This is a genomic window from Psychrobacillus vulpis (assembly GCF_006861825.1).
Classification (GTDB): Bacteria; Bacillota; Bacilli; order Bacillales_A; family Planococcaceae; genus Psychrobacillus; species Psychrobacillus vulpis.
Genome location: NZ_VDGI01000003.1, coordinates 88,697 through 113,760, shown reverse-complemented (window position 1 = coordinate 113,760; position 25,064 = coordinate 88,697). Strand labels below are relative to the sequence as shown.

Below are 25,064 nucleotides of genomic sequence, written 5' to 3'. Positions count from 1 at the left end.
ACGCTCTTAATTAAGAGCTATATTTACTAAGTTACTCATTATTTTTCATTTTTTCTCTAAGTTCCTTATTTTGAAATGCAATTATTACCTCATAAGCATCTTTTGGGCTTAATTTTGCTTTTTCAGCCTCTTCAAAAGTAATTTCAATCGTACGGAATTGAGGTACTAACTCCCCTTCATCATAATTTAAAAAATATCGACCATTCTCTATACTTATTTCTATCCCATAATCAGTAAAAATTACACCCATTTTATACGCTCCCTTATTTAAATAATTCAGTAACAATTAGTTTGTCTAATGGTACTTGATCAATTGTTGCTTCTGGTATTCCACCACCAGTATAACCACCCGGAATCCATTGAGAATTTGCCCCGATTTCATTACCATCGGGAATCCTTAAACCTGTAGGGTTTGGTATATTTACCCGTACGGGTGAACTTCCAAGAGTACCTGGTTCAAGACTAAGTAAATGTTCCAAGTTTGACACATCTCCATTAGATCTAGCAATTAAGTCATCTGCAACAGATTTTGGCATTACAAATGTACCCGATGGCGGTCCTAAAGGTCTTGTAGGTGCGCCCCACTGAATTTTTGTTACTTCACCCTCAAATTTTGCTAAATGATTGTCAATGTACTCTTTTGATAAATAAGTTAAAGGATTTGGTCTTAAACCTTTATCCATTGCTAAGATTTCATCAACAACTTTAGGGTCTAATATTCTTCCAGTACCTTCAGTAACAATTTTCTCTTCAACTTCAGGTTCTTTTACTTTATTCGGTGTAGATTGTTTATCAGTCACTAAATTTTTACTCACGTTTGTCGATAGATCTTTTCCTGCTCCATTAACTCCACTTTCAACTTTCGCCATAGTAAGCAGTTGATCCTTCAACTCCGCACCATTCACCACGTTATAAGGTATTTCTCCTGGCATAGCCAGATGAGGACGTGGAGTATATGGTAACAGATTAGCTAGTGATGTACTTGCATTGTTTGTGGCGGAAACGACTTTTGGGACGGCTACTTTAGCTGCAGTGGTACCTGTCTTTATGAGGGCATTTGCGCCCTTTGTTCCTACGATAGATGTTGCTACTGTCCCAATAGCGTAAGCAACCCAATGTCCACGGGTATTGGCGTCACCATTGACCATATCTCGTTCATAGGATTCAGAGATGGCCGTTTTAATGGTGTTATAAGTCTCTACAGGGTGGGAGACTGCATTCACAAGTCCATCGACAGTTGCCTTAGGATTTGTGATTGTATCCCATAGGCCAACCACGAAATCTTTTCCCGCATCAAAAAGACCCATTCCGACCCCTTTAACTACCTCTATCCCAGTATCCACTATAGTATCATTCTCACCCTCCACTTCCGCGGAATCGATTCCGGAGATTGTGGAAGTTGCCAAATCGGTCAAGAGCGGGTTGCACGAAGCCAAGGCTGCCCATTGATTTGTTTGAAAATGGATATCGGTAAGTCCGTCTTTAAACAATCCTTCCAAATCTGCAAGCCAAGTTTCCATCGTCAGCATATCTTGTTCAATGGGCGTTAGTGCGGTTGTCTGAGTAGCATCAAATTCGTGAAGCTGCGTGACAGTATCATCACGCTTCCTCTTAGAATAAATGACCCCCTCCTGCACTCCGCTATCATCTAGGTGAGGTAGCCCAACAATGTCGCTCACCTGATCCATAATACTGTTTGTCTCATCCGTCAAACTAGCTGTCAGCTGGCCAATCAGCGTAAGTCCCTGTTCCAATTCTCCCTCTAGGAACTGTTCTAGTATATAGCCTGCCGAATCAGGTTCGAGTGAGAAAAGAGCTGTCTCCATATGGTGAAGCACTTGTTTGAAATGTTCGGAAAACAACTGAAAAAATTGAAGAAATGGCAAATGACACTCTCCATAAAAGGAGCGAATGGCATTTCCTCCTTCTCCTTTCAATTGATCCTCCATTTGAACGAGACCTTCTACTGAACGATGGATTGTTTCTATTTCGCTGCGTAATCGGTCTAGCATAGCAATGTTGCGCTGTAGCCCATCTTGAAATAAATCTACGTCCAACACTTTCATAGACATTGCCTCATCAAGAGTATAGAATCAACCACTTTTGAATAACACCAATATTCTTGATTATACGATAATATCCCACAGGTGAACATTCTTCTCCTCCTCTATTAACCTATCTATAGTTATAATATTCCATTTTTGTATGTGAAGGTAAAGAGAGAAATTATAATATTCGCAAAAATGATGCTTAAGAAATAATATTTAACAATTAGTTCATGACTCTTAAACTACCGAATAAGTAAAATGATGGTTATTTAGATGGAATTGAAATTAGGTCAATCACCCTCTCTTAAATTGCGGAACCCTTGATACTAGATGTAAACAGAAAAGACACCTTCACGTTGTATATACAGTTGCAAAACCGTTTTCAACGTAAAGGTGTCTATATTAGCCTCATAGTTTAGTCGAAATAATTAAGTTTACAGGCTTATTTCTTATTTGTTCCTCTTCCCTTGGATGAAGAACAATAGAAGTGCTAACCCAATCCCCTACAATTCTTCTGCTAGTACTTTAACAATTTCATCAATAGCTGTAGTTGTCCCTGATTTATTTTGAACTAAAATACTAAAGATGTATGATTGTCCGCTAGTTGCTTCTAAATAACCACTCAGTGTACTAACACCAGTTAATGAGCCTGTTTTTGCAAAGACTTTTCCTGCAGTTAGTGGATCTTTTAATCGGTTTCTTAAAGTGCCTCCTACCATTCGATCCGTATTTGCAGCTACTGGCAAGCTATTAAAATAGGTATTAAACCAATCTTCTCCTTGCACTTTATATAACAATTCACTCACAGATAAACTCGAAACCCTATTTTCATGAGACATTCCAGAGCCATCTTCAAATAGCAAATCTGCCACATTTAAGTTAATTGAGTTTCCATATTCTCTTACTACTTGTAAGCCAGCCTTTGTGCTGCCGTGATGGTTTTTCACTTTACCCATTGTTTTTACTAAAATATCCGCGATTCCATTATTGCTTAGTTTCATATATGGGATTAACAATTCCTCCAGTGTCATCGATTGCTTCATTGTAATGAGCTGAGCACTTTCTGGTGTTGCCGCTAGAAATACTTTTTCTTTTGAATACTCGATTCCTTCTTCTGCTAAAACTGCCTGGAACATTGACAATGTATGTGTCGTTGGATGTTTGACAGTTACCCATTCTTTTTTAGTTTTATCGACAGGAATGTTCCCACTAACGACAATCTGGTTTGTTTGATATAATCTTTCAATTGTTACTGTATTACTTTTTCCAGATTCTACTGTTTGCGCTTCATTTACTATTTGTAAATCACCAATTTTCGGCGTTACTTTAATGGAAGGTAATTCTCCAACTACAGTCCCAATTGCTTCTACGATAATCGTTCCGGAATCGTAGTCTGTGTTTGGAGAAGTAGTTAAAGCTGAAATAGGTGCAGCGTAATAATAAGACTCGTCCTCAACCCAAATCCCAGGTGTTAATAAATCGTCATCAAACCATTTATCATCACCGACAATCCGACCATCGATTTTATGAATACCATGTGCTTTTAACTCTGCTGCGAACTGTTGTAGGTCTTCAATGGATAGTGTTGGATCACCTTCACCTTTTAAATAGACGTCCCCTTTTAAAACCCCATCGGACATCTTCCCAGTAGTATAAAGGCTTGTATTAAAACGGTAATCCTTTCCTAGTACATCTAAAGCTGCTGCAGTGGTTAACAGTTTCATATTGGATGCTGGTTTTATAGTTGTTTGACCATTGTAGTCAAATATCATTTCTCCAGTGGTTCTTTCCCTTACAGTAATACTCACATCTGCTACAGCTAATTTTTCTTCTACAATTCTAGTAATAGAATCGCTTAACGTTTCCTTCACTAGTTCTTCTGCTTGAGCAACATTGTTAATACCAAACATGCTCACAACCAACATCCAGGTCATCACAATGGTAGTCCATTTTTTCTTCATAACTTTCCCCCTTACTTGAATTTAAGTGATAAGGGATATATTCATCATAAAGAAAATTTTTCCTTTACATCTATAAAAAACAGGATTTTCGATTGAGATTAAAAAAATCAAACTCAATCGAATATCCTATATTTTTTCAGAAAATTGAATCAATTGTCTTAGGAAGGTTTTAACATGGTTTTATTCTTATCTAAAAATTATTTTCTACATAACTAATAGAAGTAATCAGGTTCGAGTGAGTGAAGAGCTGCCTCCATCTGGTGAAGCACTTGAAATGCTCGGAAAACAACTGGAAAAATTGGAGAAATGGCAAATGACATTCTCCATAAAAGGAGCGAATGGCATTCCCATCTTCACCTTTTAACATATCCTCCATCTGAACGAGCCCTTCAACTGCCCGAGCCCATCTTGAAATAAATCTACGTCCAATACTTTCATTGGCAAAGCCTCAAGTTATAAACATACTTTTATTAGCCTGATACTATCTCATAATCTATAACCTTCTCTTCGTCGTTTAACCTGATGATTAGGTAATCGCTATCCATCCTTATGAGCCCTATCTCAAGTCCAAGAAGATATACAATAGTATTCTCTTCATTGTATAATGAATTTCCTTCTGGAACTCCTAAAAGCTTTTGAATTTCTTCTTTTGTCTTACCGATTATTTCATTTTCATCCAAAAAGTCATAGACAATATACCCTCTATCATCAGGATTATTCATCCATTTTTCCGTTGTGAAATTTAATTTTTTTTCATTTGTTCCTAACAACCCTACTAAAAACAGAGGGGGAATAAAACAAAGAACAGCAATAGCAAATAACATGATTTTTCCTTTTCGCTCATTTTTAAGATAGCTGTATTTCCATAAAATCAATAGTAATATCAAAAAAAACAAGAGTGGTAAAAGAACTGCGGAAAGACTTAATACGCTGTAAGAGGCATAGAAAATAAATATGAAGAGGGTAAGACCAAAAAAAAGTAATATATACAAAAAAACACTTAAACTTAATATACCGTTTGTTAAATTTTTTTTACCCAAGTATTCATCACACCTTTTCAATTGTGTATTTTGAAAGTTAATAAGTCTTTGAGTTAGGAATTTCAAAGGTAGAAATAATCTCAAATAAAGTGAAATGATTCATAGCAAAATATAACATTTGAATACTACTCTTCACAATCAAAGAATACCATAATATACAATTTTAGTCATTTTATATCTTATACCTTCATTCCGATAAAGTCGCGATCGTAAATTAGAGACTTGTCTCTACCATCTTTTTAACAGGCTCTTCGAATGGAGAATAAATAGCATCTAATTACGTCGTGGCATATTTGTCACTCCGCCTCTAAAAAAACCTTGAATAGCAGTTATTGAAAGATCTCGTTTATATAAAATAGATCTTTCCCACTTCTTTTCTTTTAACCAAAACCTTTATTCCCTCCTGTTACTGCTCTATTCCTTTTTCACAACTTGCTATTACTTAATTTCAAAAATTATAAAAAATTCTAAAATTTGTATATTGATTTACCATATTATTGTAATATGAAAGTATAGTATATAAGGGGGTAAATTAATTGAAGAAAGTAAAATGCTGTTTGCTAATTTTTATTGTCACGATCATTTTAAATGGCTGTCAGGGCAAACCAGTAGAGGTATTTTCAATAGAAAAGCTGGATGCAGACATTGCTCATTGGTCGTCAGAAAAATACCAAGGAAGAGAAGCTGGGACAAAGGGAAACTTTGATGCAAGAGATGAAATTGCTAATCAGTTTAAACAAATCGGATTAGAACCACTACAAACAAAGGACTACTTCATGCCTTTTACAATGGTTTTTAATGATCCTAAGGCAATACAGACAAATCTAGTAGTTCATCTAAAAAATGGAGAGACAAAGGATTTTACATACGGTGAGGACTGGTTGAAAAGAATATCCAGTGGGATAGATGTGGAGCTTCCAATACTTTTGGCAGACAATGAAAGAGAAATAAGTCCTGAAGAAAGTAACCAACATATTGTCGTAACTGAAAAACAAATCATGGATGAAGTAAGAGTGCAATTTGTAAAAACAGATTCTTTCAGAAAAACACTTAGCGATTATGGAGGCGATTCTTCCATTTTTCAAATTTCTGAGTCCTTTTATACCTATTTAAAAACAAATGAGAAAGATATCGACAAGATTCACATGAACTATTACGATGCTCCTTTTAAACAAATAACTACCCATAATGTAGTCGGGAAAATTCCAGGTAATGAAGATAATGTTGGAAAACAGGCAATTGTCATCTCCGCTCACTTTGACCATGTTGGTACCGCTGGTGAGTCGACCTTCTTGGGAAGTGTAGATAATGCAACAGGACTAACAGGAGTGATGAATCTCGCCTCGATCCTTAAAAAAGACTCAAAGGAAAAATCCTTCTCTTCCGATATTCTATTTGTTGCCTTCAACGCTGAAGAGAACGGATTGACTGGAAGTACAGCATTTGTTGAAGAAATCGCTTCCGAATATGATTCTATTATCAATATTAATTTAGACTGCATCGGTATTAAGGATGGTGGGAAAATCAGTTTTGTCGGAGAAACAATGGGTAGCAGTAATTTAAATGAATTGCTGAATAAGATAGCTGTCAATCAAGAAGTAGAAAGTACAAGTGATCTTGAGGAATTTTCAACCATGAGAAGTGATCATGTATCTTTTCTAAGGAACAACTTTCAAGCTATCAATATTTCTCAAGAGAGGTATGATAAGATTCATACTACAGAAGACACCCCTGCTTATACCGACAGTAAACCACTAAAATCAGCCATTGAAATTGTACAAGCGTTTGTAAATAACTATCACAATACCAAATTTGAAAAAGTGGAGAATTCTGTTACAACCTTAGACAATTTCGACGAAGCAACGTACAAAAATGGAATGAGGCTTGGAGAATATAAAATGGTTTCTACTTCTGGCGTTAATAGATTGGTTATTAACTTGGATCGTGATTTAACTCCCAGTGAAGTAGAAGACATTCAGTCTGCGTTTACAGATACCTCCTATGAACTGATTGAATCTCAGTTTAAGTATGAGTTAAGAAATCTAGAATACTACAACACTTTATCAAGGAATACGGTAACTGATGGCGAGGTATACGAGCTAAAAGAGAGTGATTATGAATATGCCAATACTCATCTAACTGTCCAAAAAGAGAATAAAAATTATTTTATTAGCACCTTCAAAGGAGAAGTAGGAATAGAAGAAGGTTCTATTGACATTGAAACAATCGATGGTTGGAAATTACTTTCCCACAATGACCCATCGACCAATGAAAAAGCATTTACCACTGCTATATCTACCATTAATGTAGATAATGAAGTGTACAGTGTATTAATCCAAAACTATGACGAAAATGCCGGAAAATCATTCGATACTTATACTAAAGAAGAACTTGTGCAACTAATAGATGGCTTCAACCAAGAGCTTGCTATTCAACAGATTATTAAAATGACCAATTAAATACAGACAAAATAACCACCTGTTTACTTAAATTGGGCTTAAGAAAACAGGTGGTTATATTTTATTGACGGTGAGCAGCGTTGATTAGTCTTCCCCTACTTCCATATAGTAGTTCGTGTGTTCACCTATTATTCTAAATGATTCAGGAATAATAATAGTTCTCTCTTTGAAAGTTCAAAAACAGCCTTTTCGACCATTTATGTTGTTACAATCTTTTATCATGCCTCTAGATAGAGATAAATACGTATAGGATATTCCTAAAGAGAACACCCTCGATGTATTTATTGTCCAATATACGAATGAAACAATTGATAACCCTTCACTATTTTACCTGGTAAGCCCTATATAACCCCTAATTTTCTTGACAATCCCACTCGGCATTTTTAACTTAAATATTTTATTTACACTTCCTACTTTTATCGCCTTTCGTACAGCGATATAGCTTCTCCTAAATAATTTTCTATTTTCTACAATAGCAATTATGATGGCTTCTAAAAAAGCAATACTACTTACAACTATAAGGATAATAAATGCAATCATATCGTAAATGCCATCGAAGGAATTCGGTTTATAAGAGATAAAGTTGAGTTTGATATAAAAAAAGAGCGCACCAATACCAAAAGAAAACACAGGAATATATTTCATTAGACTTAAAGATACCTTTTTACCTAAATAGTAGGTTATACACGCTATAAAACCCATTAAAACTAAACAAACAAGGATGGCAATCTTAAAGCTCATTTAATCACCTCTTTCATTTTTAAAAATTAAACTGGAGACATTACATTACTATATTCGTTAAATATTGAAATAAACACTTCATTATTCAGAAATTTAAGCTGTGACGAGATCAAAATTGCTATCATTATATGGTCGAAACTTAAACCATCTACACCAAAGATGACATAAGTTTACCCAAAGCAAGAAAAATTTAGTACATGCAATATTTAAATCTCCCAATTAGTCTTGCATTCACAATACTCTTTGCTTTTTCATATACTTTTATGATGTTTTCAATGAAGTGGAGGAATGACATGGATGTATTTGTTAGACCTGGGGATTCCCTTTGGTATTTCAGTCAATTATTTAAAATGCCTATACAGCTTATTATCCAATCAAACCGAAGCACTAACCCTCTATCACTTACTGTAGGTATGCGCATTCAAATACCTGGCTTTGTTTCTGTCAATTATCAAATTGTACAAGGAGACTCCCTTTGGTCAATTGCTCAAAGCCGAAGCCTCCCTCTAGATGCAATTCTTCTAGTTAACCCAAGTCTTGATCCGAATCGCTTGCAGATTGGGCAGACAATTAATGTCCCTCTCAGGATTACTTGGAGAATTGTTAATGGGAGACAAAATTATGATTACGATACAATGATGAATGATATTAACCGATTACAGACTGTCTATCCTTTTTTACAAATTTCTTCAATTGGAAATTCCGTTTTAGGTCGGGAAATACCTGAAATTTTAATTGGGAATGGAAATAAAAGAGTTCATTATAATGGTTCGTTTCATGCGAATGAATGGATTACGACTCCTATCATCTTGACCTTCTTAAATGATTATTTGCTATCTCTAACTAACCAGAACACTATTCGAGGTCTTGTAACATCTCCTTTGTATGAGCAAACGACATTATCTATTGTTCCAATGGTTAATCCGGATGGGGTTAGTTTAGTATTAAATGGCCCTCCTGATGAGGAGCCTTGGAGAAGTAGAGTTATCGAATGAAACAATGGGAGTTTGGACTTTTCAGGATGGAAAGCGAATATTCGAGGTGTGGATTTGAATGATCAATTTCCTGCCGAATGGGATCTCGAACGAGCACGCAATCCAAAAGTTCCAGGACCAAGAGATTACGGAGGAGAAAGCCCATTGTCTGAACCAGAGGCTATTGCGATGGCAGACCTAACAAGGAGAAGAGATTTTGCAAGAGTACTTGCTTTTCATACCCAAGGAGAAGTTATTTATTGGGGATTTGAAAACTTAGAACCACCTGAGACTGAAGTTCTTGCTAATGAGTTTAGTAGAGTCAGCGATTACGAGCCCGTTCAAACGATCGGAAGCTATGCCGGTTATAAAGATTGGTTTATTCAAGACTGGCGGAGACCTGGTTTTACTATCGAGCTTGGTAAAGGGACAAATCCGCTACCACTCACCCAGTTTGCTGAAATTTACGAAGAGGCATTGGGAATTTTTCTAGCAGGTTTATATTTATAAGAAACTATCAAAATTTGTTGAAGAAAAAACTTGAAAGGACACGTTATTTCACAACGTGTCCTCAGCTTGTCGACAAATGCATTTTTATAAATCAAAATGTATTAAGAACATAGTGATTATTGTGCTTTTCCTGTAACAATCGCTCCAGGCGGGCGCTTTCCGCGGGCTCGCGCCAAGCCTCCTCGGCTTTGCCTGCGGGGTCTTGGACTGTCTCGCTGTCCCGCAGGAGTCGCCTCCTTTCGCTTATTTTTAACTTCAATAAACAGAAAAGTGGACAATTAAAGCCTTTTCACTTGATGAGATGGGATAGTCAATCCATTTTTATCAGATATTCCGAGAAACATTGATTGATCACAGCATCTTTAGATTTCCACTTTCAACTATTGAAAATTAGGCAGGGCCCGCCACGGAGACTCCTGTGGGAATAGCTTGAGCTGAAGACCCCGAAGGAACGGCAGTGACGAGGAGGCTGAAGCCAAGCCCACGGAAAGCGAAGTGGCGGGCCCTGCTGATTCTCTTATATATCTCTACTCACTGTAAAACTAATTTGTCTACAGTCTGAGGACACGTTATTTCACAACGTGTCCTTTCTCATTGTTAGTATAATAAAACTTAATAAAAAAAGTAGTACCTTCTGATCCGGTTTGGATTTCAATTTTGGCATTATGTCGCGCAGCGATAGCATAACATATGCCTAATCCCAAGCCAGTGCCACTATCTTTGGTAGTGTAGAATGGAGTCCCTAGTTTCTCTAGTACTTCAGGTTTTATACCTTCCCCCTGATCTCGTACTTCGAGAACTACACATTTTTCACCTTCCTTGTAGGTGCTGATAGTTAATATTTTCCCTGGACTCATCGCTTCTAATCCGTTGCGGTAAATGTTTATTAATAATTGCCGTATCTCATTACGATTTAAGAGCAACTCTGGGATGTCTTTCGTATCGAATTGAATTAGTTTATTTTGATTAAATGTATCGATCTTTATTAAAGGCGTAATATCACGAATAATTGAATTTAAATCCAACATTTGTAAATCAGAAGTCCTTGTATTACCCATTGAGAGAAATTCAGTAATAATGGAATTGGCACGGTCAAGTTCTTCTATCATTAGATTAAAATGATCATTATGCTTCTCCAGACCGTCCTCTTTTTTTAATATCTGCAGAAATCCTCTTACTGTTGTCATAGGATTTCTTATCTCATGGCTAATACCTGCTGCCATTTGCCCGATTAAGTCTAAGTTTGATAACCTTTTCAACTCATTCTCATATTTCTTTTTTTCCGTTATGTTTTTAAAAAGACAACAAATACCATCGTCATATGGGTAAGCAACTACTTCGTGCCAATAGTCATCATAGTTTGAATGAATTTCGAAATGTACTGGAATGCGTTCTGACATCGCACGATGAAACTCTTTATAGATAACAGAATCTACATTTTCCGAGAAGATGTCCCATATATTTTTGCCTAATACATCATTTGCCGTTTTCTTACCTGGTAGATATTGATGTTTATTTATGTAAATAAATTCCCATTCTTTATTCAATGCAAAGAATCCATCAGTAATACTTTCAATAACACTAGTAACTTTTTCATTTGCAGTAGCTAGTTCACTTGTTCGCTCTTCTACCATATTTTCAAGTTGGTCCATATATAACAAGTTTGAAAACGTAGGTGCAGTAGCATCTACTATAGATTGTGCTAGTTGAATTTGAGATTGATTGTATCGGTGAGTTTTCTTTACATTAATAACTGTTATTACTCCTAATACTTCACCCATTGAAACTAATGGAATCATAAGTAGGCCATAAATATCTACACTCGGGATATGAATTACATTTTTTGTTTTAATAGCCTTTTGAATTAGATTTTCATAGCTCTGTTCCATTCTTATGGTATGAAGAATTTCAATCCAGTCTGCTTCTGTCCAATCACAGTCTTTATTTAACTTTGTTAATCTCATTGTTGTTTTTTCAAATGGAGTTAGGAGATGTGCGGCAATATTTTTCCCCTCTAAAATCTTTCCTAAGTAGAAAAAACATTTCTCTAGACATTCCTGTATGGAGGAACACTTCGATAAATCATTTGTAACGTTAAGCAACAATTGTTTTTCGGCAATAAGGTTTTCCTTTTGTGTTAAATTATTCGCATTTCGAATTGCTACCGCAGCCATGTTGACATATGCCTCAACACTTTGAATTTCTGTCTCTGTTAAGTTCATTGGAGTCCCATAATCAAATAAAAAAACAAGACCAAATAACTCTTGCTCAAATGATATAGGCAGAGCTAATAAGGATTTAATTTTGAATGCTTCGATTGATCTAGGATCAGGTCGATTATCTTTGGAAGTATCAGGAATGTAGATAGTTTCTTTAGTTTCAATAACTTCTCTAGCTAATATGTCTATTTTAGGATCAATTACTTGGGTATGGAGTGCCATACCATTCATACTCTCTGGTTTTCCTGCAAATCCTCTATATGTTCCATCTTCATTGGGCAAAAAAATACCAACAGAATTACAATGAACAATCTCTTCAGATATTGCCCTTGTTACATGCTGTAATACTTCAGGTAGTTCTAACTTTGTATTTATTATTTTTGTTATATTCGCAAGCCTAGAATATCTTGTCTGTTCCCTTAACATTCAAATGATCTCCAATCATAGGCGCAATATAATTAACATAATAAATTCCAGTTAAAGATCAAGGCCTACATGCTATTTTCAATTTGATTCTTATATTCTTTTAACTCTTATTTTACATGGGATGTATTAATTCTAATAGTAGAATAAAAACAAGTGATAGCTAAATTTGAATATAAAATATTAATCAGTATTTAAAATCGATTCCTGTATAGAGTTTCAGCTTAAGAACCTAGCTTTCCAAGATGTTTCTTTTTATAGAACGTTAAATCTAAAAATGATAAGCCTAAAGAATACCCTAGGGCTATAAACAAAAAACCATAATTATCATTTTTAGATGGTTGAAAAAGATAATGGAACATATAATTCATAAGGCTAAATAAAATAAATAGAGTAATAAACCTCCATGTTCTTTTTCTTATTTCTCCCTTATTCATTTTCCTTATATTCACTATACATACAGTAGTTAAATACAAACCATATAATAGAAGATAAATTACAAACCCAATAACAAATTTATTGGAGAATGGATTATCAATATTCCTATATACAATAATTAACGAAATTATGAAACCTACTAAAAATAGTATAAACATAATATATTTTTTCATTTTATCACCAGTAGGCTTTCAATTATTACGTTACTTAATGAATTCATGGGATAGATTAATAATAGTGGTCTTACATATATATAAAACTATTACTGCATTTTGAAATGTGCTAACTACTCCAACAACTGATCAATCCATTTTTGTACCTTCAAGCCTTCTTCAAACGATACGATTTGTGACTCCTTACCGTTTACTAAATCATGACAAGCGTCCAAAAGACTTTCAGGCTGATTATCCGGAATTATTCGAACAGCTTCTTGATCCGTTTCGCTTATCCAAAGCTCTGACCAATTTCGGATTGTCATCACTTTTTTTGTTCCAAAAACCTTAAATTCAAGACGTTCTTCCTGTCCAATCCCTGACAAGCTATTTAAAACGATTGGTATTCCACTTTCTGTATTACCCAAAGCTGTCACACCTGTTTCGCATAAATCCTCGTCTTCTGGATAGGTCGTTTCGTGAGTAGAAATCGTAAAATTACCGAAAATATGATACATAATTTGAAAAAAATGTGGAAATATTTCTCTTATAAAACCTCCTTGTTCTCTAGAGGCGACCCATAGATTTTGTTGCCATTTTCTTGGCCAGTGTGGAAAGTATGTATGTAATTCAATACGAACAATATCTCCAAGTGAAGCTGTCGTTATCGCTTTTTTAAAGGCATGTATAACTGGACTATACATTAATGGGAAATGCATCGCTGTCTTAATATTTGCTTTCACTGCTGCTTTTACCATACGTACGCCATCCTGCGTATCGTGTGCAAGTGGCTTTTCAGATAAAATATTCAAACCACGTTCTGCTATTTGTTCTGCCAGATAAGCATGACTAACAGGAGGTGTACCGATATAAACCCAATTAGGTTGAGATTGAAAAAGTTCTTCTAACGTTTCAGCAGCCTGAATTTTATATTTTAAGGAAATTTCCTTTAGTCTTGTTTTGTTTTCATCAAATACGGAAACAATTTCGGAATTAGGATGAGCTAAAATTTGAGTAATGATACGCTCCCCAACAACGCCTGTTCCAATTATTGCAAATGTAGTTTTTTTCATAAAGTATTCCATTCCCTACTATAAAAAATTTAAATAAGCTTATTAATAGAAACATAGTCATTCGAAAGTTAAAGGAATAATCATCGAATGATTGGGGATTATAAAGTTGAAATGGATGAACATATAAGTTCAGTATCACTTTTAAAAACCTGTCCACTTCAATGATTTCTACTTGTCCCTTTCATTAGGCATGTCCATTCTTATTTAAATGATGCAGACGTCAGAAATCCAAATGTTTCCTTTAATTCCCCCTATTATGTCATCCATTCTCCTTCCGAAGTACTTGTAACTCAATAGTAGCATAGTCACATCTTTTTCGATAACTCATATTGGAGGTACTAAACAGATGACACAACAACAACAACAACAACAACAACAACAAAACATTAGTTCGAAAAGTGCATACACGCGTTTCATGTTAGGCTCCGTCATGACCGCATACGGTACTGCCCGTCTTATGCGTAATCCGAAAAGCAGAAGTGCTCAAATGCTCGTCTTGTTAGGTTCCATGAAAGCAGCAGAAGGTGCAACGAAGTTTTGCCCAACAAAAGCGATGGGTTCATCAATGATGAGTAGTAATATGGTACAAAATATGATGAACGGAAACGCTACTCAAAGTACCTTAGCTGGTACGGGAGCAGCCATGAATAGTACAACTCAATCCGGACAAAGTGCTTCAGGTAGCAGCAAAGGACAAATGGGTGGAAACATTATGCAAATGGTCGGGAATATTGCACAAAAATTAACTGGCGGAAATGCTTCTCAAAATAAGAATGGCTCTCAAAGTATGGGAGGTACCCAAAACATGAACGCTAGTGCCGGACAAAATGCTACTGGCGGCAACACGAGCGGAAATATGGGACAACAACTGATGAGTGGAAATGCAGCTCAAACAATTGGAAACATCGCTCAAACCGTAGCACCACAAGTTGGCCAAATCATGAACGAAGTAGCGAGCATGACCGGATCTCAAAATGCTACTGGGACGAATAATGGTGGAAAACAAGCATCTGCAACAGGTGGATCATCAAATATGATTACGAAGGCGAATAGCAATTCTAATACGAAAAATGCTGCGACTAAAAGTGGGAACACAAAATCAGCTTCAGCTTCTAATAATAATGGGAACAAACAATCTACTTCTGCAAACAATAACAACACGGCAAAAGCAGATGCAACAAAACCACTAGTAGACGGTAAATCTAATTTACCTAACATTGATCCATCGGTTATAAACGCATCTTCCAAAACAACTGGAAAAAATGCACCGACATCTAATATTCTTCAATAACGATAAAACATGTCATCGCAAATTGCGGTGGCATGTTTTTAGTTCGTAATAACATGAATGACATATGTAAAAAATTCTGCAATAGAAGGAGGATACTATATTAAAATAGCCCTCAAGTGTTTCGCAACACTGAAGGCTATAATCTTTTGTTAAAAAAACCTAAGTATTATTAACTAGTTTCTCGAGTCTTTATAGATTTACTTACACTAAAACCGCTGCCCAAAACATCGCGTACTTCGTGAACGACTACAAATGCCTGTTCGTCTACACTGCTGACGGTCTGTTTCAATTGGACTAGTTCCTGTTGGTTAATGACAATATAAAGAACTTCCTTTTGGTCCTGGCTGTAACCACCGCGACCTTCCAGAATCGTGACTCCACGAGTCATGTTTTCAATAATGAATTGGCGGATTTCTTCCGAGTGTTCTGAAATGATTGTCACAGCAGTCCTGTTATTCAGTCCTTCAATCACATAATCTATTACTTTAGCACCTAAGAACACAGCAACGAGCGTGTACATTGCTTTTTCTTGCCCGATGATGAATACCGACGCGCCAATGACGACGATATCAATGACGAGGACACCCTTCCCTAGACTCCAGCCTAAATATTGATTGGCTAACCGTGCTAAAATAGCAGAACCTCCAGAAGTCCCACCTGCCCTGAACATGAGTCCTAGACCAAGACCAACAAACACGCCCGAGAATAAAGCAGCAAGTAAGGTATCACCATTCAACTGATGGCCCGCATCTTCCGTTATGTACAGAAAAAATGATGAAAAAATAATTCCAAGTACAGTATAAATCATCGTCTTTTTATCAAAAAACTTATAACCTATCGCCAAAAGAACAGCATTGATAATAAGATTTACAACACCGGGTGACCATTCGAATAAATAATACGTAATAACAGTGACCCCAATGACGCCTCCCTCTGATAACATGTATGGAATTGCAAAATAGTTAATACCGATTGCGAATAATAGAGACCCTACAATAATTAATAATACTTCTTTAATGCGTTGTGATGTCATGTAAATCCTCCTACCAATTGAACCCGTCAAAAAATTGGGCGTTTAGCCGAAATTGGACCAAACGCCACTTTATGTAATTTACTGCCGATCTTCCGACACCCATTTTTTTGCGTGTTTATCAATTATCTCAATTAATTTATTCATTGCAGGCGTCAGCCACTTATCTTTGTGATACGCTAGTTGAGTAGTCACGAATTCCTCGCTGTGCACCCACGGCAGTTCTATTAAACTACCACGCTCCAGCTCATCCTTTACCGTCATCAAGGGTAAATAGGAAAGACCTAAGCCGCACTTCACCGATTGCTTGATGGCCTCGATGTTCCAAAAAGTGATACGTGAACAACTTACTCCTTCTTCTTTGATCCATCTTTCTAATAAATCTCTATAGCTTCCTGATTCTGTCAGAAGCAATACTTCACTCTCCAAATCGTTCGGAGTTATCACCGCTTTTTCACATAATCGATGACCAGGCGGTGCAATCATAACCAATGTCTCTTTCACTAAATCTCTCGTAATTATATCTGATCCAAGTTTTTCAGGATTTGTAAATAACGCCAAATCAAACTTTCCAGATTTCAACTCATTGTTAAGCTCCTGGCTTTCGGACGGCTGCAAAATAAGATGAACATTCGGGTACATTCTTTTAAACTCATACAGTATGGTCGGTAATCTATATACCATCAGAGATTCATTTGCCCCAATTAAGACCGTACCAGAAGGCTCTTTGTTTAACCTGGAAGAATCGACTGCTTCTTGATAAAGATGTAGAATTTCCTTTGCATAAGATGCTAGATGTGTGCCAGCATCCGTCAAAACAACTGTTTTTCCTAGTCGTTCAAAGAGACGATTCCCAACAGCCTCCTCCAACGCTCTAACATGATTAGTCACTGTCGACTGAGTATATCCCAACTGTTCACCAGCGCGCGTAAATCCCCCACATTCCGCAACAACTAAAAAAGTCTTTAGATTGCGAAGTTCCATACATACTCCCCCTATACGAATAATATTCCTCATATTGTATAGGAATCCGATCTGAAAGACGATATTTTCACTCCAACCGATATTATATTATCAGAATCGAAATTAATGAAATGAATTATTTTAATTAAAATCATTCGAAATATTAGGGTTTGTGGATTTGATCAGATTTCATACAAATATTACTCTATAATTATCAACAAAATACCTTTTTTACTATCGCTATATTTTTTTGATACAATTAAGGCTAAATACACGTCTACATTACACTTCTAAGGAGGCTAATAATGGAAAAATTACAGTTTTTATATCAACTGAAACTCGTACCTTCCCTGTTAGATGAAGCTAGCTGGACTAATAAAGAAAATTCAATCGTCCAACATCATTTCGAGGTATTACAAAATTTGCAACAAGAAGGAAAACTCTTTTTAGCGGGTAGAACTTTGAACTCGGACCCAATGGGAATTGTTATTTTAGAAGTAGATACCGAGGAAGAAGCAATTGAACTGATGAATAACGACCCAGCTGTTAAAGAAGGGATTATGGAAGCACAACTTTTCCCATACCGAGTTGCTTTATACAAAAAATAACGTTTAAGAAGAAAAAGCCGCGAGACTCCTGCGGAAAGGCTGGAATTTGGGTAATTTTCGGTTCCTTTTCAATGATGGCAATTACTTCTTTGCAGTAGACCAATTCATCCATTACTTCGTCAGAAGTGGGCTTTGGTGGAAACTTTCCTTTCATCGATTCACCCAATTTATAAACCGCTTTCCGTACATTCTTGGATTTCTCTTGTAAAAATTCTTTCGGTGATTTTTGATTATAACGTGCCTTTGTATGAGTGGCATCCACAATAATTGTTTTACTTTGGATGATTTTTTGGTCGATGGCGATTTCAACTGTTTTCCCAATAAGCAAATCTAATAAGCCTACGTCTTGGAGACGAAGCCTGCGAAATTTAGTGAGTGAACTTGGTTCGATCACGGGATCTTCTGGTGCCAGATCTAAGAAATACTTGAACGACATGTCGTATTTGGACCGTTCTACTAGATCCACATCGGATACATCAAAAATTGCCTTTAATAGTAAGCACTTGAACATCCGAATTGGGGGAACGGCATTCCGACCATTATCTAAACAATATTTTGTTTTCAACTCCTCTAAAACGAAGGAGAATTCTACCAATTCGTTTATTTGACGAAGTATATTATCTTTAGGAACAACCAAATTATAAATCGCCATGAATGGGCTTAAATTAAGGGTTTCTTGGTTAGAAATCATTTTGCACACCACCATTAGTTAGTCTCTCTATTATAAACGAAGAAGGTTTTTAGAAGAATAGGTGGATGCTTGTTGATTGGAGGGGAAGGCGGCGACTCCAGCCGGAATAGCATGAGCTGAAGACCCTGGACTGAGCGTAGCGAAATTAATTTTTGCGACGAGCTTGCGCAGGAGCAAGGGAAGCGGCTGAAGCCATGCCGGCGGAAAGCGTCCGCCTGGAACGGAAATCAACGATTTCCCAATAAAAAGAGAGTATGTGAACAACTCGTCATTCACCATACTCTCTATGTAATCTCTTGGAGGACTTTTTCAGTGCCCTCGAGGTACGAGCGAGGAGGATTGGCAGTTCGTCCGCGGAAAGCGAGTGGCTTTTTCCGGACCAATTAGTCTACATTCATTTAATAAGAAGAAATCTGTAGGCATTCTCAATTTTATTGGGTTTGTCTACAGACTGAATCTAACAATGAATATTTATTTATTTATTTATTTATTTATCGTTACCTATTTCAAATTCACTTTTACCCAATCCAGATAATATGATAATAACCCTTGAGTTAAGAAATCAAACACATGAGGAGTATTTTGAAATAACTCCTCAAGATCTTTTAGATTCATCCACTGATGCCCAAAAGACTCCTCATTAATAGTTGTTTCTCCTTCTTCGACTTCACACCTAAAGATAAAACCAATTGAATCAACTGGACCTTTAACAGTTTGATAGACAAAAAATGGAGTTAATCCTTCAATAGATATTCCACTATTTGAGTATAATTGTTGATTTATATCGCCTTTTATTACATTAATTTTTAATCCTGTTTCCTCTAACACTTCACGATATAAGGCATCAATTATAGACTCAAACTCTTCAATTCTTCCACCGGGAAACTCTAAGGTTTGAGGTTGATTAGGTTTATCTCTAACTTGTACTAATACTTCTATTCCTGATTCACTTTGTCTTTCTAATATAGCTCTCGCATTAACATACATCTACTAATCCTCCTTTTATGTTGAGTCTTCTTTCATTTAGGTTTTTACCATATGAGTGAACGTAAACTATTTATTATTATATTCTAAACATTCTGGTTCCGGTAGTTTTTGTAACGTTGGTCGAAGTGATTCTGTCATTTAACCATTCAAGTAGCCTACTCTAATTTAACGTTCTAAGGTAATCAACTATTATTTTTGGTATGAGTAATATGTCAATTTTAGGATACCCTAATAAACAAAGGAGTGATAAAAATTGGCAAATAAAAATAAAATATTAGTACCGTCAGCACGCAAGGAATTAGATAAACTCAAAGCGCGAATTATGAAAGAACAAGGATATCATGTAGAAAGTAACAATCCCGATAATGTCAAATACGAAATTGCTGACGAACTAAATATCCCTCTGAGTAAGGGCTATAATGGCAAACTAACATCTGAACAGGCTGGTAAGATTGGCGGTCCAATTGGCGGTAATATGGTCAAAGAAATGATTAGAATGGCCCAGGAGCAAATGTTAAAAAAATAAAATAGCCGCTAATCCTAATTGATTGGATTAGCGGCCAAACCTTTTCCCCGTTTTTTCTGTAGTTAAAACACCGATTCTTTATTTTTCCTTCGAGTCTAGGAGTAATTTCAGTTTGTTATTTCGAATATTAGCCTGTGATAAAGCAGAATTATCCTTTCATTTAACAATATTTAATAATTGTTTTACAGTTCCCTGGACATCTTCGGCTTGCGAAATAGCTGAAATTATAGAGACTCCATCCGCTCCTGCTTCTATTACTCTCTTTGCATTTTCGATAGTAATCCCTCCTATTCCTACAATAGGTAACTCAGGATATTCCGTTACAATTTTCGTTAAAAATGATAATCCAGCAGCAGGCTTTGCGTCGGCTTTCGATTTGGTTTCATAAATGGGACCAACACCAATATAGTCGGCACCTGCCTGTATCGCACTCACCACTTCCTCCGATGTATGTACGGATACTCCCAAAATTTTCCCTGGCATCCTCACTCGGACATGTTGTGCTAATTCATCGTCCTGCCCAACATGAACTCCGTCTGCTTGAAGCTCTTCAGCCAATCGGACATCATCATTTACAATAAAAGGAACCCCATATTTCTTACAAAGATTTTGACAGCTTCGTGCATATTTTATATAGTCTTCACCTTGCCTTGCTCCTTCCCCTTTTTCTCGAAATTGAAAGCAAGAGATACCACCCTTTAGCGCAGATTCAAGTACATGTAAAGGATCTGCATTTCCACAATTCTGACTACCCATAATAAAATAAAGATTTAAAATATTACGATTCATTTATGACATCTTCTTTCATCTTTACTTCATTAAAAGTTCGATAAGCAAAATGATTCGTTGGACCGTGCCCATGCCCAATACTTAGACCATGTGAAATTGCAGCTTGGATAAATTGCTTTGCCGTTCCGATAGCCTTTTGTAATGGGACTCCTTTCGCTAGCTCCGCCGTTAATGCAGCTGAAAAAGTACAACCCGTTCCATGAGTGTCCTTCGTTTCAACCCACTTCGCGCTAACTGTGAATTGTTCCCCATTTTCCATGTACACAATATCCTCCGCATTTTCGTTGTTTTTACGATGCCCTCCCTTCATAACTACCGCTTTTACTCCTAATTGAAGAAGTTTTTTAGCAGCAACTTCTACATCCTCTTGTGTCTCAATTTTCATCTCTGCAAGTACTTCTGCCTCTGGGATATTTGGAGTAACAATCGTTGCAAGTGGTAACAGTTCCGTCTTTAGTGCTGTAATGGCCTCTTCTAATAATAATGATTGGCCACCCTTTGCAATCATCACAGGATCAATTACAAGTAATGGTCTATTAAATTCATGAAGCTTTTGTGCCACTGCTCGAATGATATCGGCTGAAAATAACATCCCTGTTTTGATACATGCTACATCGAAGTCTTCTAATATCGCATCCATTTGATCCGCAACAACCGCTGGTGTCATCGGACAAACTTCTCGTACCCCTTTTGTATTTTGTACAGTAATAGCTGTTACAGCTGTAGTACCAAATACACCAAGCTCCTGAAATGTTTTTAAATCAGCTTGAATCCCAGCTCCACCTCCACTATCAGAGCCTGCAACTGTCATGACTACTTGGACCATTCCACTTCCTCCCTTTTGCTTAAAAGATCTAATCCATTTAATATGTGAACCGCAAAATCACCTGCACCTATTGAATTTCTCCCTGCGTATTCACCTATCCGCTTATAAAAATGCATCACATCAACTACTGCTTGGAAATCGTCTTTTTCCGTTGTTGCGACAGCACTACAACACAAAGCACTTAGCAAACAACCAGAACCCGTAACAAGAGGCATTCGTGCGTCTCCCCCTATAATTTCTTCCACTTGTTTTCCATCTGTCACTATGTCGACTTCACCGGATACAGCGACAATACAGTTATACTTTTTTGCAACTTCTTGAGCAGTAAAAACTACGTCAAGCTCACCTTTTCCACTATCTACGCCCTTTGCCTCCCATGGACTATTAGCAATAGCCGCTAGCTCTCCCACATTACAGCGTAGAACTTGAATATTTACCTCTTCTAATATTTCTCGTACAGTATTTAGGCGATAAGATGTCGCACCAGCCCCCACTGGATCTAATACAAGTGGAATACCTACTTGATTAGCACGTTTTCCAGCTAGTTTCATCGCTTCAACGGACCTCGCATGTAGAGTTCCAATATTGATCAAAAGCCCAGAAGCAATGCCTGTCATCTCTTCTACTTCTTCTATTGCATCAGCCATTACTGGAGAAGCACCTACTGCTAGTAAACCATTCGCTTTAAAGTTAGCCACGACAATATTCGTTATACAATGAATCAATGGATTTCCTTTACGTATCCGAGTTATTGTGTTCATCTTCGAATCCCCCTTAATTTACAAATGATAAAATGTATAATCCCAACGCCAATCAAAATTGCTAACGAATTACCTAATGGTAGTTCGACATTTAGCAATAAATGATAGCTTGCTACTCCTACTGCCCACAGTAAAATGTTTCCCACATGTATGTTCAATTGCTCATTTATCTTACGTTTACCTAACAAGAAGTAATCGACAAATAATATGCCATACAGCGGCGCAAATACAGAACCTATTAAATATAAAAAAGATTCATATGCACTTACTGGTGATAAAATAGCGATTGCTAACCCGATTAACGTAAACACAATCGCTACAAGACGTTCATCCCACTTTACCGAAAGGTTTCGAAAACTCACACCGGCTGAATAAGCATCTAAAAACGTAGTAGTCACCGTCGAAAAGAACACGATGAGCAAAGCCATTACTCCTAAACCACTTGCTAGTAAAATCACACAGATATCAGAAGTTCCGACATATAAACTTCCTCCTAACCCGATTACATACATCAAACTGCTCCCTAAAAAGTAACCAGCTACACTCGCAAATGTACCTGCACGTTTTTGTTTCACATGTCGGGTATAATCACCAATTAAAGGTAGCCAGGACAGTGACATGACCGTACTCAACTCCACCGCTGTACCAAAACTCATCTCACCAACTAATGCCGTCACTTTCGATTCGCCGCTGAAAATGACATACGTTAAAATTAAACAAAATACGAACAACAATCCAACAACAACTGAATTCAGTTTCGACAGTCTTTTAATACCTAAAGCAATCCATAGAATAATAAATACTGCAATAACGACGCTCCAAAGTAACTCGTTATTTATATTAAAAAGCTTCAATGTAATACCGTTAAACACGATTGAGCCACTTACAATCATAACTGCTGTCCAACCAATGAGCTGCGTAATATTTAGCAGCGAAAAACTGTAAGAACCAATCCGTCCAAACGAAATTCGCGTTGCTTCAATCGATGAAAGTCGACTATTTGCACTGATTACTCCCGCAAGCAACAATACAATTGCTCCAACTACATGCCCTATCAAAATTGCCTGCACACCTTTAGTGAAACCAAGTGGGGCAATTAAAGCACCTGTTAATATTTCAGCAATCGAAACAGCTGCTCCAAACCATAGGAAAAACTGGCTCACACTTGATGTTTGAAAGACATTACTTTTTTTCAAGCTAAATTCATCCTCTCTTCTCTACTTAACTAATATCATCAGTTATCCGAACATAAAAAAAGCTCCCCATCAACGGGAAGCTAACAGAAGAGAGCAGATAAAGCCCCTTTTCCATTTGCTCCCTACGTCAGTCTTAACTAACAGGTTCAAAGGGTCAGGTTTTAACCTTCTCAACTCCTAAAAGTCCCCCCGCAATATACATATACAATTTTCTCTACAAAAAAAGCTTCCCAAAAAATTCGGGAAGCGAGGATTCAACATATAAAATGCATTACCTATTGCTCCCTACGTCAGTCTTAACTAACAGGTTCAAAGGGTCAGGTTTTACCTTCTCAACTCCAAAGAGTCCCCCCGCAATCTTACATTCAATTTTCTGATGCACCGTAATACTATCAATCATTTCAATTGTTGTCAATTCAATTTCAATACGCAATTATCGGAGATTTCACAGAAATTTACTTTCGATTTCAGCAAAAAAAGCAGTCGATTGTTGGACAAAATCTTCTTCAGTTAATTTAATCTCATCACCATTTTCATACTTCAACACTGATTTAGCTGCATTATAGTTAATCGTTTTATTAATGCTCATTATCGTATTATTTTCTTTTATTGAATCACATAGCATCCTTACTTCATTCAAAGGATTGTCATCTTTCTTCTCTAAAGTTCTACTTCTATGAAGAAAATAATGATCAGTAACTAATTCATACTAAGCATGAATAATATTCCTCTCCACTCCATTTAATCCGAAATAGATTACGCTTTTTTCCAGACAGTAGCATATTTCTTTTTATATTTTGGATCTTCTTCTTTTTCGATTAACTCTAATGCAATTTGCTTTATTTCTTCGTCTTTTATTTCATCATGTAAATTTCTAAGGCATTGAATGATATCAAAACGAATTAATGTATAATTTTTCTCTTCATTTCCGTTTATAAACCGATCAACGAGGCTGTTTACGACCATCTCTTTTTGTTCCGGTCCTGCTAAACCAACTCTCCAAATGGATTGTAAGCTATGTCTTGCTGTTACAAACTTAGGATCCTTTGTCACTTCCCATAACGCTGAAAAATCGTTGAGCATTCTTTTTTCAGGGTCACTAATCGCTAGTCTAGAGAGAAACTGAGCAGCTCTAGATCTTCGGTGATTATCGCGGTCTGTAAGCCATCCCTTTAATTGATCCCAAACTTCATAAGCCCAATCCACTTTTTCATTTGTTGCTGCTTTAATATTCCCGAAGGCTTCGAATTGAAGATCTTTGTCCTCCGCTTCTAAGTTTTCAAAATATGATTGCGTTAAACGATCCATTTATATCACCCTTATTATTGGAATTATCTTATACGGTTTCATTGATTCCT

At 36.6% G+C, this 25,064-nt stretch carries 22 protein-coding genes, 2 pseudogenes and 2 riboswitches; of the genes and pseudogenes, 5 read left to right on the top strand and 19 right to left on the bottom strand.

Going from position 1 to position 25,064, the window contains the following annotated elements; translation table 11 throughout:
• Positions 1–31 precede the first annotated feature (31 nt).
• The 5 genes from FG384_RS04530 to FG384_RS04510 all read right to left on the bottom strand — a co-directional run bounded on the left by FG384_RS04530 (position 32) and on the right by FG384_RS04510 (position 5,049).
• The gene (locus tag FG384_RS04530; protein ID WP_142641400.1) at positions 32–250 is read right to left on the bottom strand and encodes a hypothetical protein; all 219 of its coding nucleotides are present in this window, start codon (positions 248–250) and stop codon (positions 32–34) included.
• Positions 251–263: 13 nt separating this feature from the next.
• Positions 264–2,066, bottom strand: coding sequence for a ribonuclease YeeF family protein (locus tag FG384_RS04525; RefSeq protein ID WP_166462381.1), 1,803 nt, complete (start codon positions 2,064–2,066; stop codon positions 264–266).
• Between the two features lie 485 nt (positions 2,067–2,551).
• Positions 2,552–4,009: a D-alanyl-D-alanine carboxypeptidase/D-alanyl-D-alanine endopeptidase gene (gene dacB / locus FG384_RS04520; protein ID WP_142641398.1), complete on the bottom strand. Its 1,458-nt coding sequence runs from the start codon at positions 4,007–4,009 to the stop codon at positions 2,552–2,554.
• A gap of 190 nt (positions 4,010–4,199) precedes the next feature.
• Entirely contained in the window at positions 4,200–4,376 is a 177-nt protein-coding gene (locus tag FG384_RS04515) for a T7SS effector LXG polymorphic toxin (protein ID WP_240793342.1), read from the bottom strand.
• A gap of 103 nt (positions 4,377–4,479) precedes the next feature.
• Positions 4,480–5,049 (bottom strand): hypothetical protein, encoded by a 570-nt coding sequence (locus FG384_RS04510; RefSeq protein WP_142641396.1) that lies wholly within the window; start codon positions 5,047–5,049, stop codon positions 4,480–4,482.
• Between the two features lie 536 nt (positions 5,050–5,585).
• On the opposite strand from FG384_RS04510, the gene FG384_RS04505 reads away from it, so the two are divergent.
• Positions 5,586–7,508 carry a M28 family metallopeptidase gene (locus FG384_RS04505; RefSeq protein ID WP_142641395.1) on the top strand — a complete coding sequence of 641 codons (1,923 nt, stop codon included), beginning with the start codon at positions 5,586–5,588 and terminating at the stop codon, positions 7,506–7,508.
• Between the two features lie 327 nt (positions 7,509–7,835).
• On the opposite strand, the gene FG384_RS04500 is transcribed toward FG384_RS04505, so the two are convergent.
• Entirely contained in the window at positions 7,836–8,249 is a 414-nt protein-coding gene (locus FG384_RS04500) for a hypothetical protein (RefSeq protein ID WP_142641394.1), read from the bottom strand.
• 293 nt (positions 8,250–8,542) lie between these two features.
• Between FG384_RS04500 and FG384_RS04495 the strand changes: the two are divergent.
• A pseudogene (locus FG384_RS04495) lies at positions 8,543–9,733 on the top strand (M14 family metallopeptidase).
• A 569-nt stretch (positions 9,734–10,302) separates the two neighbouring features.
• On the opposite strand, the gene FG384_RS04490 reads toward FG384_RS04495, so the two are convergent.
• From FG384_RS04490 to FG384_RS04480, 3 genes are all read right to left on the bottom strand, one after another.
• Entirely contained in the window at positions 10,303–12,378 is a 2,076-nt protein-coding gene (locus FG384_RS04490) for an ATP-binding protein (RefSeq protein ID WP_142641393.1), read from the bottom strand.
• Positions 12,379–12,599: 221 nt separating this feature from the next.
• Positions 12,600–12,986: a hypothetical protein gene (locus FG384_RS04485; protein WP_142641392.1), complete on the bottom strand. Its 387-nt coding sequence runs from the start codon at positions 12,984–12,986 to the stop codon at positions 12,600–12,602.
• A 113-nt stretch (positions 12,987–13,099) separates the two neighbouring features.
• Positions 13,100–14,038: a Gfo/Idh/MocA family protein gene (locus FG384_RS04480; protein WP_142641391.1), complete on the bottom strand. Its 939-nt coding sequence runs from the start codon at positions 14,036–14,038 to the stop codon at positions 13,100–13,102.
• Between the two features lie 346 nt (positions 14,039–14,384).
• Between FG384_RS04480 and FG384_RS04475 the strand changes: the two genes are divergently transcribed.
• Entirely contained in the window at positions 14,385–15,329 is a 945-nt protein-coding gene (locus FG384_RS04475) for a YgaP-like transmembrane domain (protein WP_142641390.1), read from the top strand.
• Between the two features lie 169 nt (positions 15,330–15,498).
• Here the strand turns inward: FG384_RS04475 and FG384_RS04470 are convergent, their stop codons facing one another.
• The gene (locus FG384_RS04470; RefSeq protein WP_142641389.1) at positions 15,499–16,362 is read right to left on the bottom strand and encodes a YitT family protein; all 864 of its coding nucleotides are present in this window, start codon (positions 16,360–16,362) and stop codon (positions 15,499–15,501) included.
• Between the two features lie 78 nt (positions 16,363–16,440).
• Positions 16,441–17,343 (bottom strand): LysR family transcriptional regulator, encoded by a 903-nt coding sequence (locus FG384_RS04465; protein WP_142641388.1) that lies wholly within the window; start codon positions 17,341–17,343, stop codon positions 16,441–16,443.
• Between the two features lie 284 nt (positions 17,344–17,627).
• Between FG384_RS04465 and FG384_RS04460 the strand changes: the two genes are divergently transcribed.
• The gene (locus tag FG384_RS04460) at positions 17,628–17,930 is read left to right on the top strand and encodes a YciI family protein (RefSeq protein ID WP_142641387.1); all 303 of its coding nucleotides are present in this window, start codon (positions 17,628–17,630) and stop codon (positions 17,928–17,930) included.
• 40 nt (positions 17,931–17,970) lie between these two features.
• On the opposite strand, the pseudogene FG384_RS04455 reads toward FG384_RS04460, so the two are convergent.
• A pseudogene (locus FG384_RS04455) lies at positions 17,971–18,621 on the bottom strand (transposase); the annotation flags it as partial.
• 501 nt (positions 18,622–19,122) lie between these two features.
• A complete protein-coding gene (locus FG384_RS04450; RefSeq protein WP_142641386.1) occupies positions 19,123–19,608 on the bottom strand; it encodes an NUDIX hydrolase in 486 nt (161 codons plus the stop codon).
• Positions 19,609–19,861: 253 nt separating this feature from the next.
• Between FG384_RS04450 and FG384_RS04445 the strand changes: the two genes are divergently transcribed.
• The gene (locus FG384_RS04445) at positions 19,862–20,134 is read left to right on the top strand and encodes an alpha/beta-type small acid-soluble spore protein (RefSeq protein ID WP_142641385.1); all 273 of its coding nucleotides are present in this window, start codon (positions 19,862–19,864) and stop codon (positions 20,132–20,134) included.
• Between the two features lie 156 nt (positions 20,135–20,290).
• On the opposite strand, the gene thiE is transcribed toward FG384_RS04445, so the two are convergent.
• The 6 genes from thiE to FG384_RS04415 form a co-directional block, all read right to left on the bottom strand.
• Positions 20,291–20,923, bottom strand: coding sequence for a thiamine phosphate synthase (gene thiE, locus FG384_RS04440; protein WP_142641384.1), 633 nt, complete (start codon positions 20,921–20,923; stop codon positions 20,291–20,293).
• On the bottom strand, positions 20,913–21,749 hold the full coding sequence (gene thiD / locus FG384_RS04435) for a bifunctional hydroxymethylpyrimidine kinase/phosphomethylpyrimidine kinase (protein WP_142641383.1): 837 nt from the start codon (positions 21,747–21,749) through the stop codon (positions 20,913–20,915). Before thiD ends, thiE begins: the two co-directional genes overlap by 11 nt.
• Positions 21,737–22,510 (bottom strand): hydroxyethylthiazole kinase, encoded by a 774-nt coding sequence (gene thiM, locus FG384_RS04430; protein WP_142641382.1) that lies wholly within the window; start codon positions 22,508–22,510, stop codon positions 21,737–21,739. The genes thiD and thiM overlap by 13 nt, the downstream gene beginning before the upstream one ends.
• Positions 22,507–23,706, bottom strand: a complete 1,200-nt coding sequence (gene cytX / locus FG384_RS04425; RefSeq protein ID WP_205961742.1) for a putative hydroxymethylpyrimidine transporter CytX — start codon at positions 23,704–23,706, stop codon at positions 22,507–22,509. The genes thiM and cytX overlap by 4 nt, the downstream gene beginning before the upstream one ends.
• A 102-nt stretch (positions 23,707–23,808) precedes the next feature.
• Positions 23,809–23,907: riboswitch (TPP riboswitch) on the bottom strand.
• A gap of 64 nt (positions 23,908–23,971) precedes the next feature.
• A riboswitch (TPP riboswitch) is annotated at positions 23,972–24,069 on the bottom strand.
• An 82-nt stretch (positions 24,070–24,151) separates the two neighbouring features.
• Positions 24,152–24,346: a hypothetical protein gene (locus FG384_RS04420; protein ID WP_142641381.1), complete on the bottom strand. Its 195-nt coding sequence runs from the start codon at positions 24,344–24,346 to the stop codon at positions 24,152–24,154.
• Positions 24,347–24,462: 116 nt separating this feature from the next.
• On the bottom strand, positions 24,463–25,014 hold the full coding sequence (locus FG384_RS04415; protein ID WP_142641380.1) for a hypothetical protein: 552 nt from the start codon (positions 25,012–25,014) through the stop codon (positions 24,463–24,465).
• Positions 25,015–25,064 lie beyond the last annotated feature (50 nt).

Coding starts and splice junctions, on each gene's coding strand:
- FG384_RS04525 (WP_166462381.1), bottom strand. CDS start 2,066: ATGAAAGTGTTGGACGTAGATTTATTTCAAGATGGGCTACAGCGCAAC.
- FG384_RS04415 (WP_142641380.1), bottom strand. CDS start 25,014: ATGGATCGTTTAACGCAATCATATTTTGAAAACTTAGAAGCGGAGGAC.
- thiM (WP_142641382.1), bottom strand. CDS start 22,510: ATGAACACAATAACTCGGATACGTAAAGGAAATCCATTGATTCATTGT.
- thiD (WP_142641383.1), bottom strand. CDS start 21,749: ATGGTCCAAGTAGTCATGACAGTTGCAGGCTCTGATAGTGGAGGTGGA.
- thiE (WP_142641384.1), bottom strand. CDS start 20,923: ATGAATCGTAATATTTTAAATCTTTATTTTATTATGGGTAGTCAGAAT.
- FG384_RS04530 (WP_142641400.1), bottom strand. CDS start 250: ATGGGTGTAATTTTTACTGATTATGGGATAGAAATAAGTATAGAGAAT.
- FG384_RS04515 (WP_240793342.1), bottom strand. CDS start 4,376: ATGTTAAAAGGTGAAGATGGGAATGCCATTCGCTCCTTTTATGGAGAA.
- FG384_RS04465 (WP_142641388.1), bottom strand. CDS start 17,343: ATGGAACTTCGCAATCTAAAGACTTTTTTAGTTGTTGCGGAATGTGGG.
- dacB (WP_142641398.1), bottom strand. CDS start 4,009: ATGAAGAAAAAATGGACTACCATTGTGATGACCTGGATGTTGGTTGTG.
- FG384_RS04490 (WP_142641393.1), bottom strand. CDS start 12,378: ATGTTAAGGGAACAGACAAGATATTCTAGGCTTGCGAATATAACAAAA.
- FG384_RS04485 (WP_142641392.1), bottom strand. CDS start 12,986: ATGAAAAAATATATTATGTTTATACTATTTTTAGTAGGTTTCATAATT.
- FG384_RS04480 (WP_142641391.1), bottom strand. CDS start 14,038: ATGAAAAAAACTACATTTGCAATAATTGGAACAGGCGTTGTTGGGGAG.
- FG384_RS04500 (WP_142641394.1), bottom strand. CDS start 8,249: ATGAGCTTTAAGATTGCCATCCTTGTTTGTTTAGTTTTAATGGGTTTT.
- FG384_RS04460 (WP_142641387.1), top strand. CDS start 17,628: ATGGAAAAATTACAGTTTTTATATCAACTGAAACTCGTACCTTCCCTG.
- FG384_RS04475 (WP_142641390.1), top strand. CDS start 14,385: ATGACACAACAACAACAACAACAACAACAACAACAAAACATTAGTTCG.
- FG384_RS04450 (WP_142641386.1), bottom strand. CDS start 19,608: ATGTATGTTAATGCGAGAGCTATATTAGAAAGACAAAGTGAATCAGGA.
- FG384_RS04470 (WP_142641389.1), bottom strand. CDS start 16,362: ATGACATCACAACGCATTAAAGAAGTATTATTAATTATTGTAGGGTCT.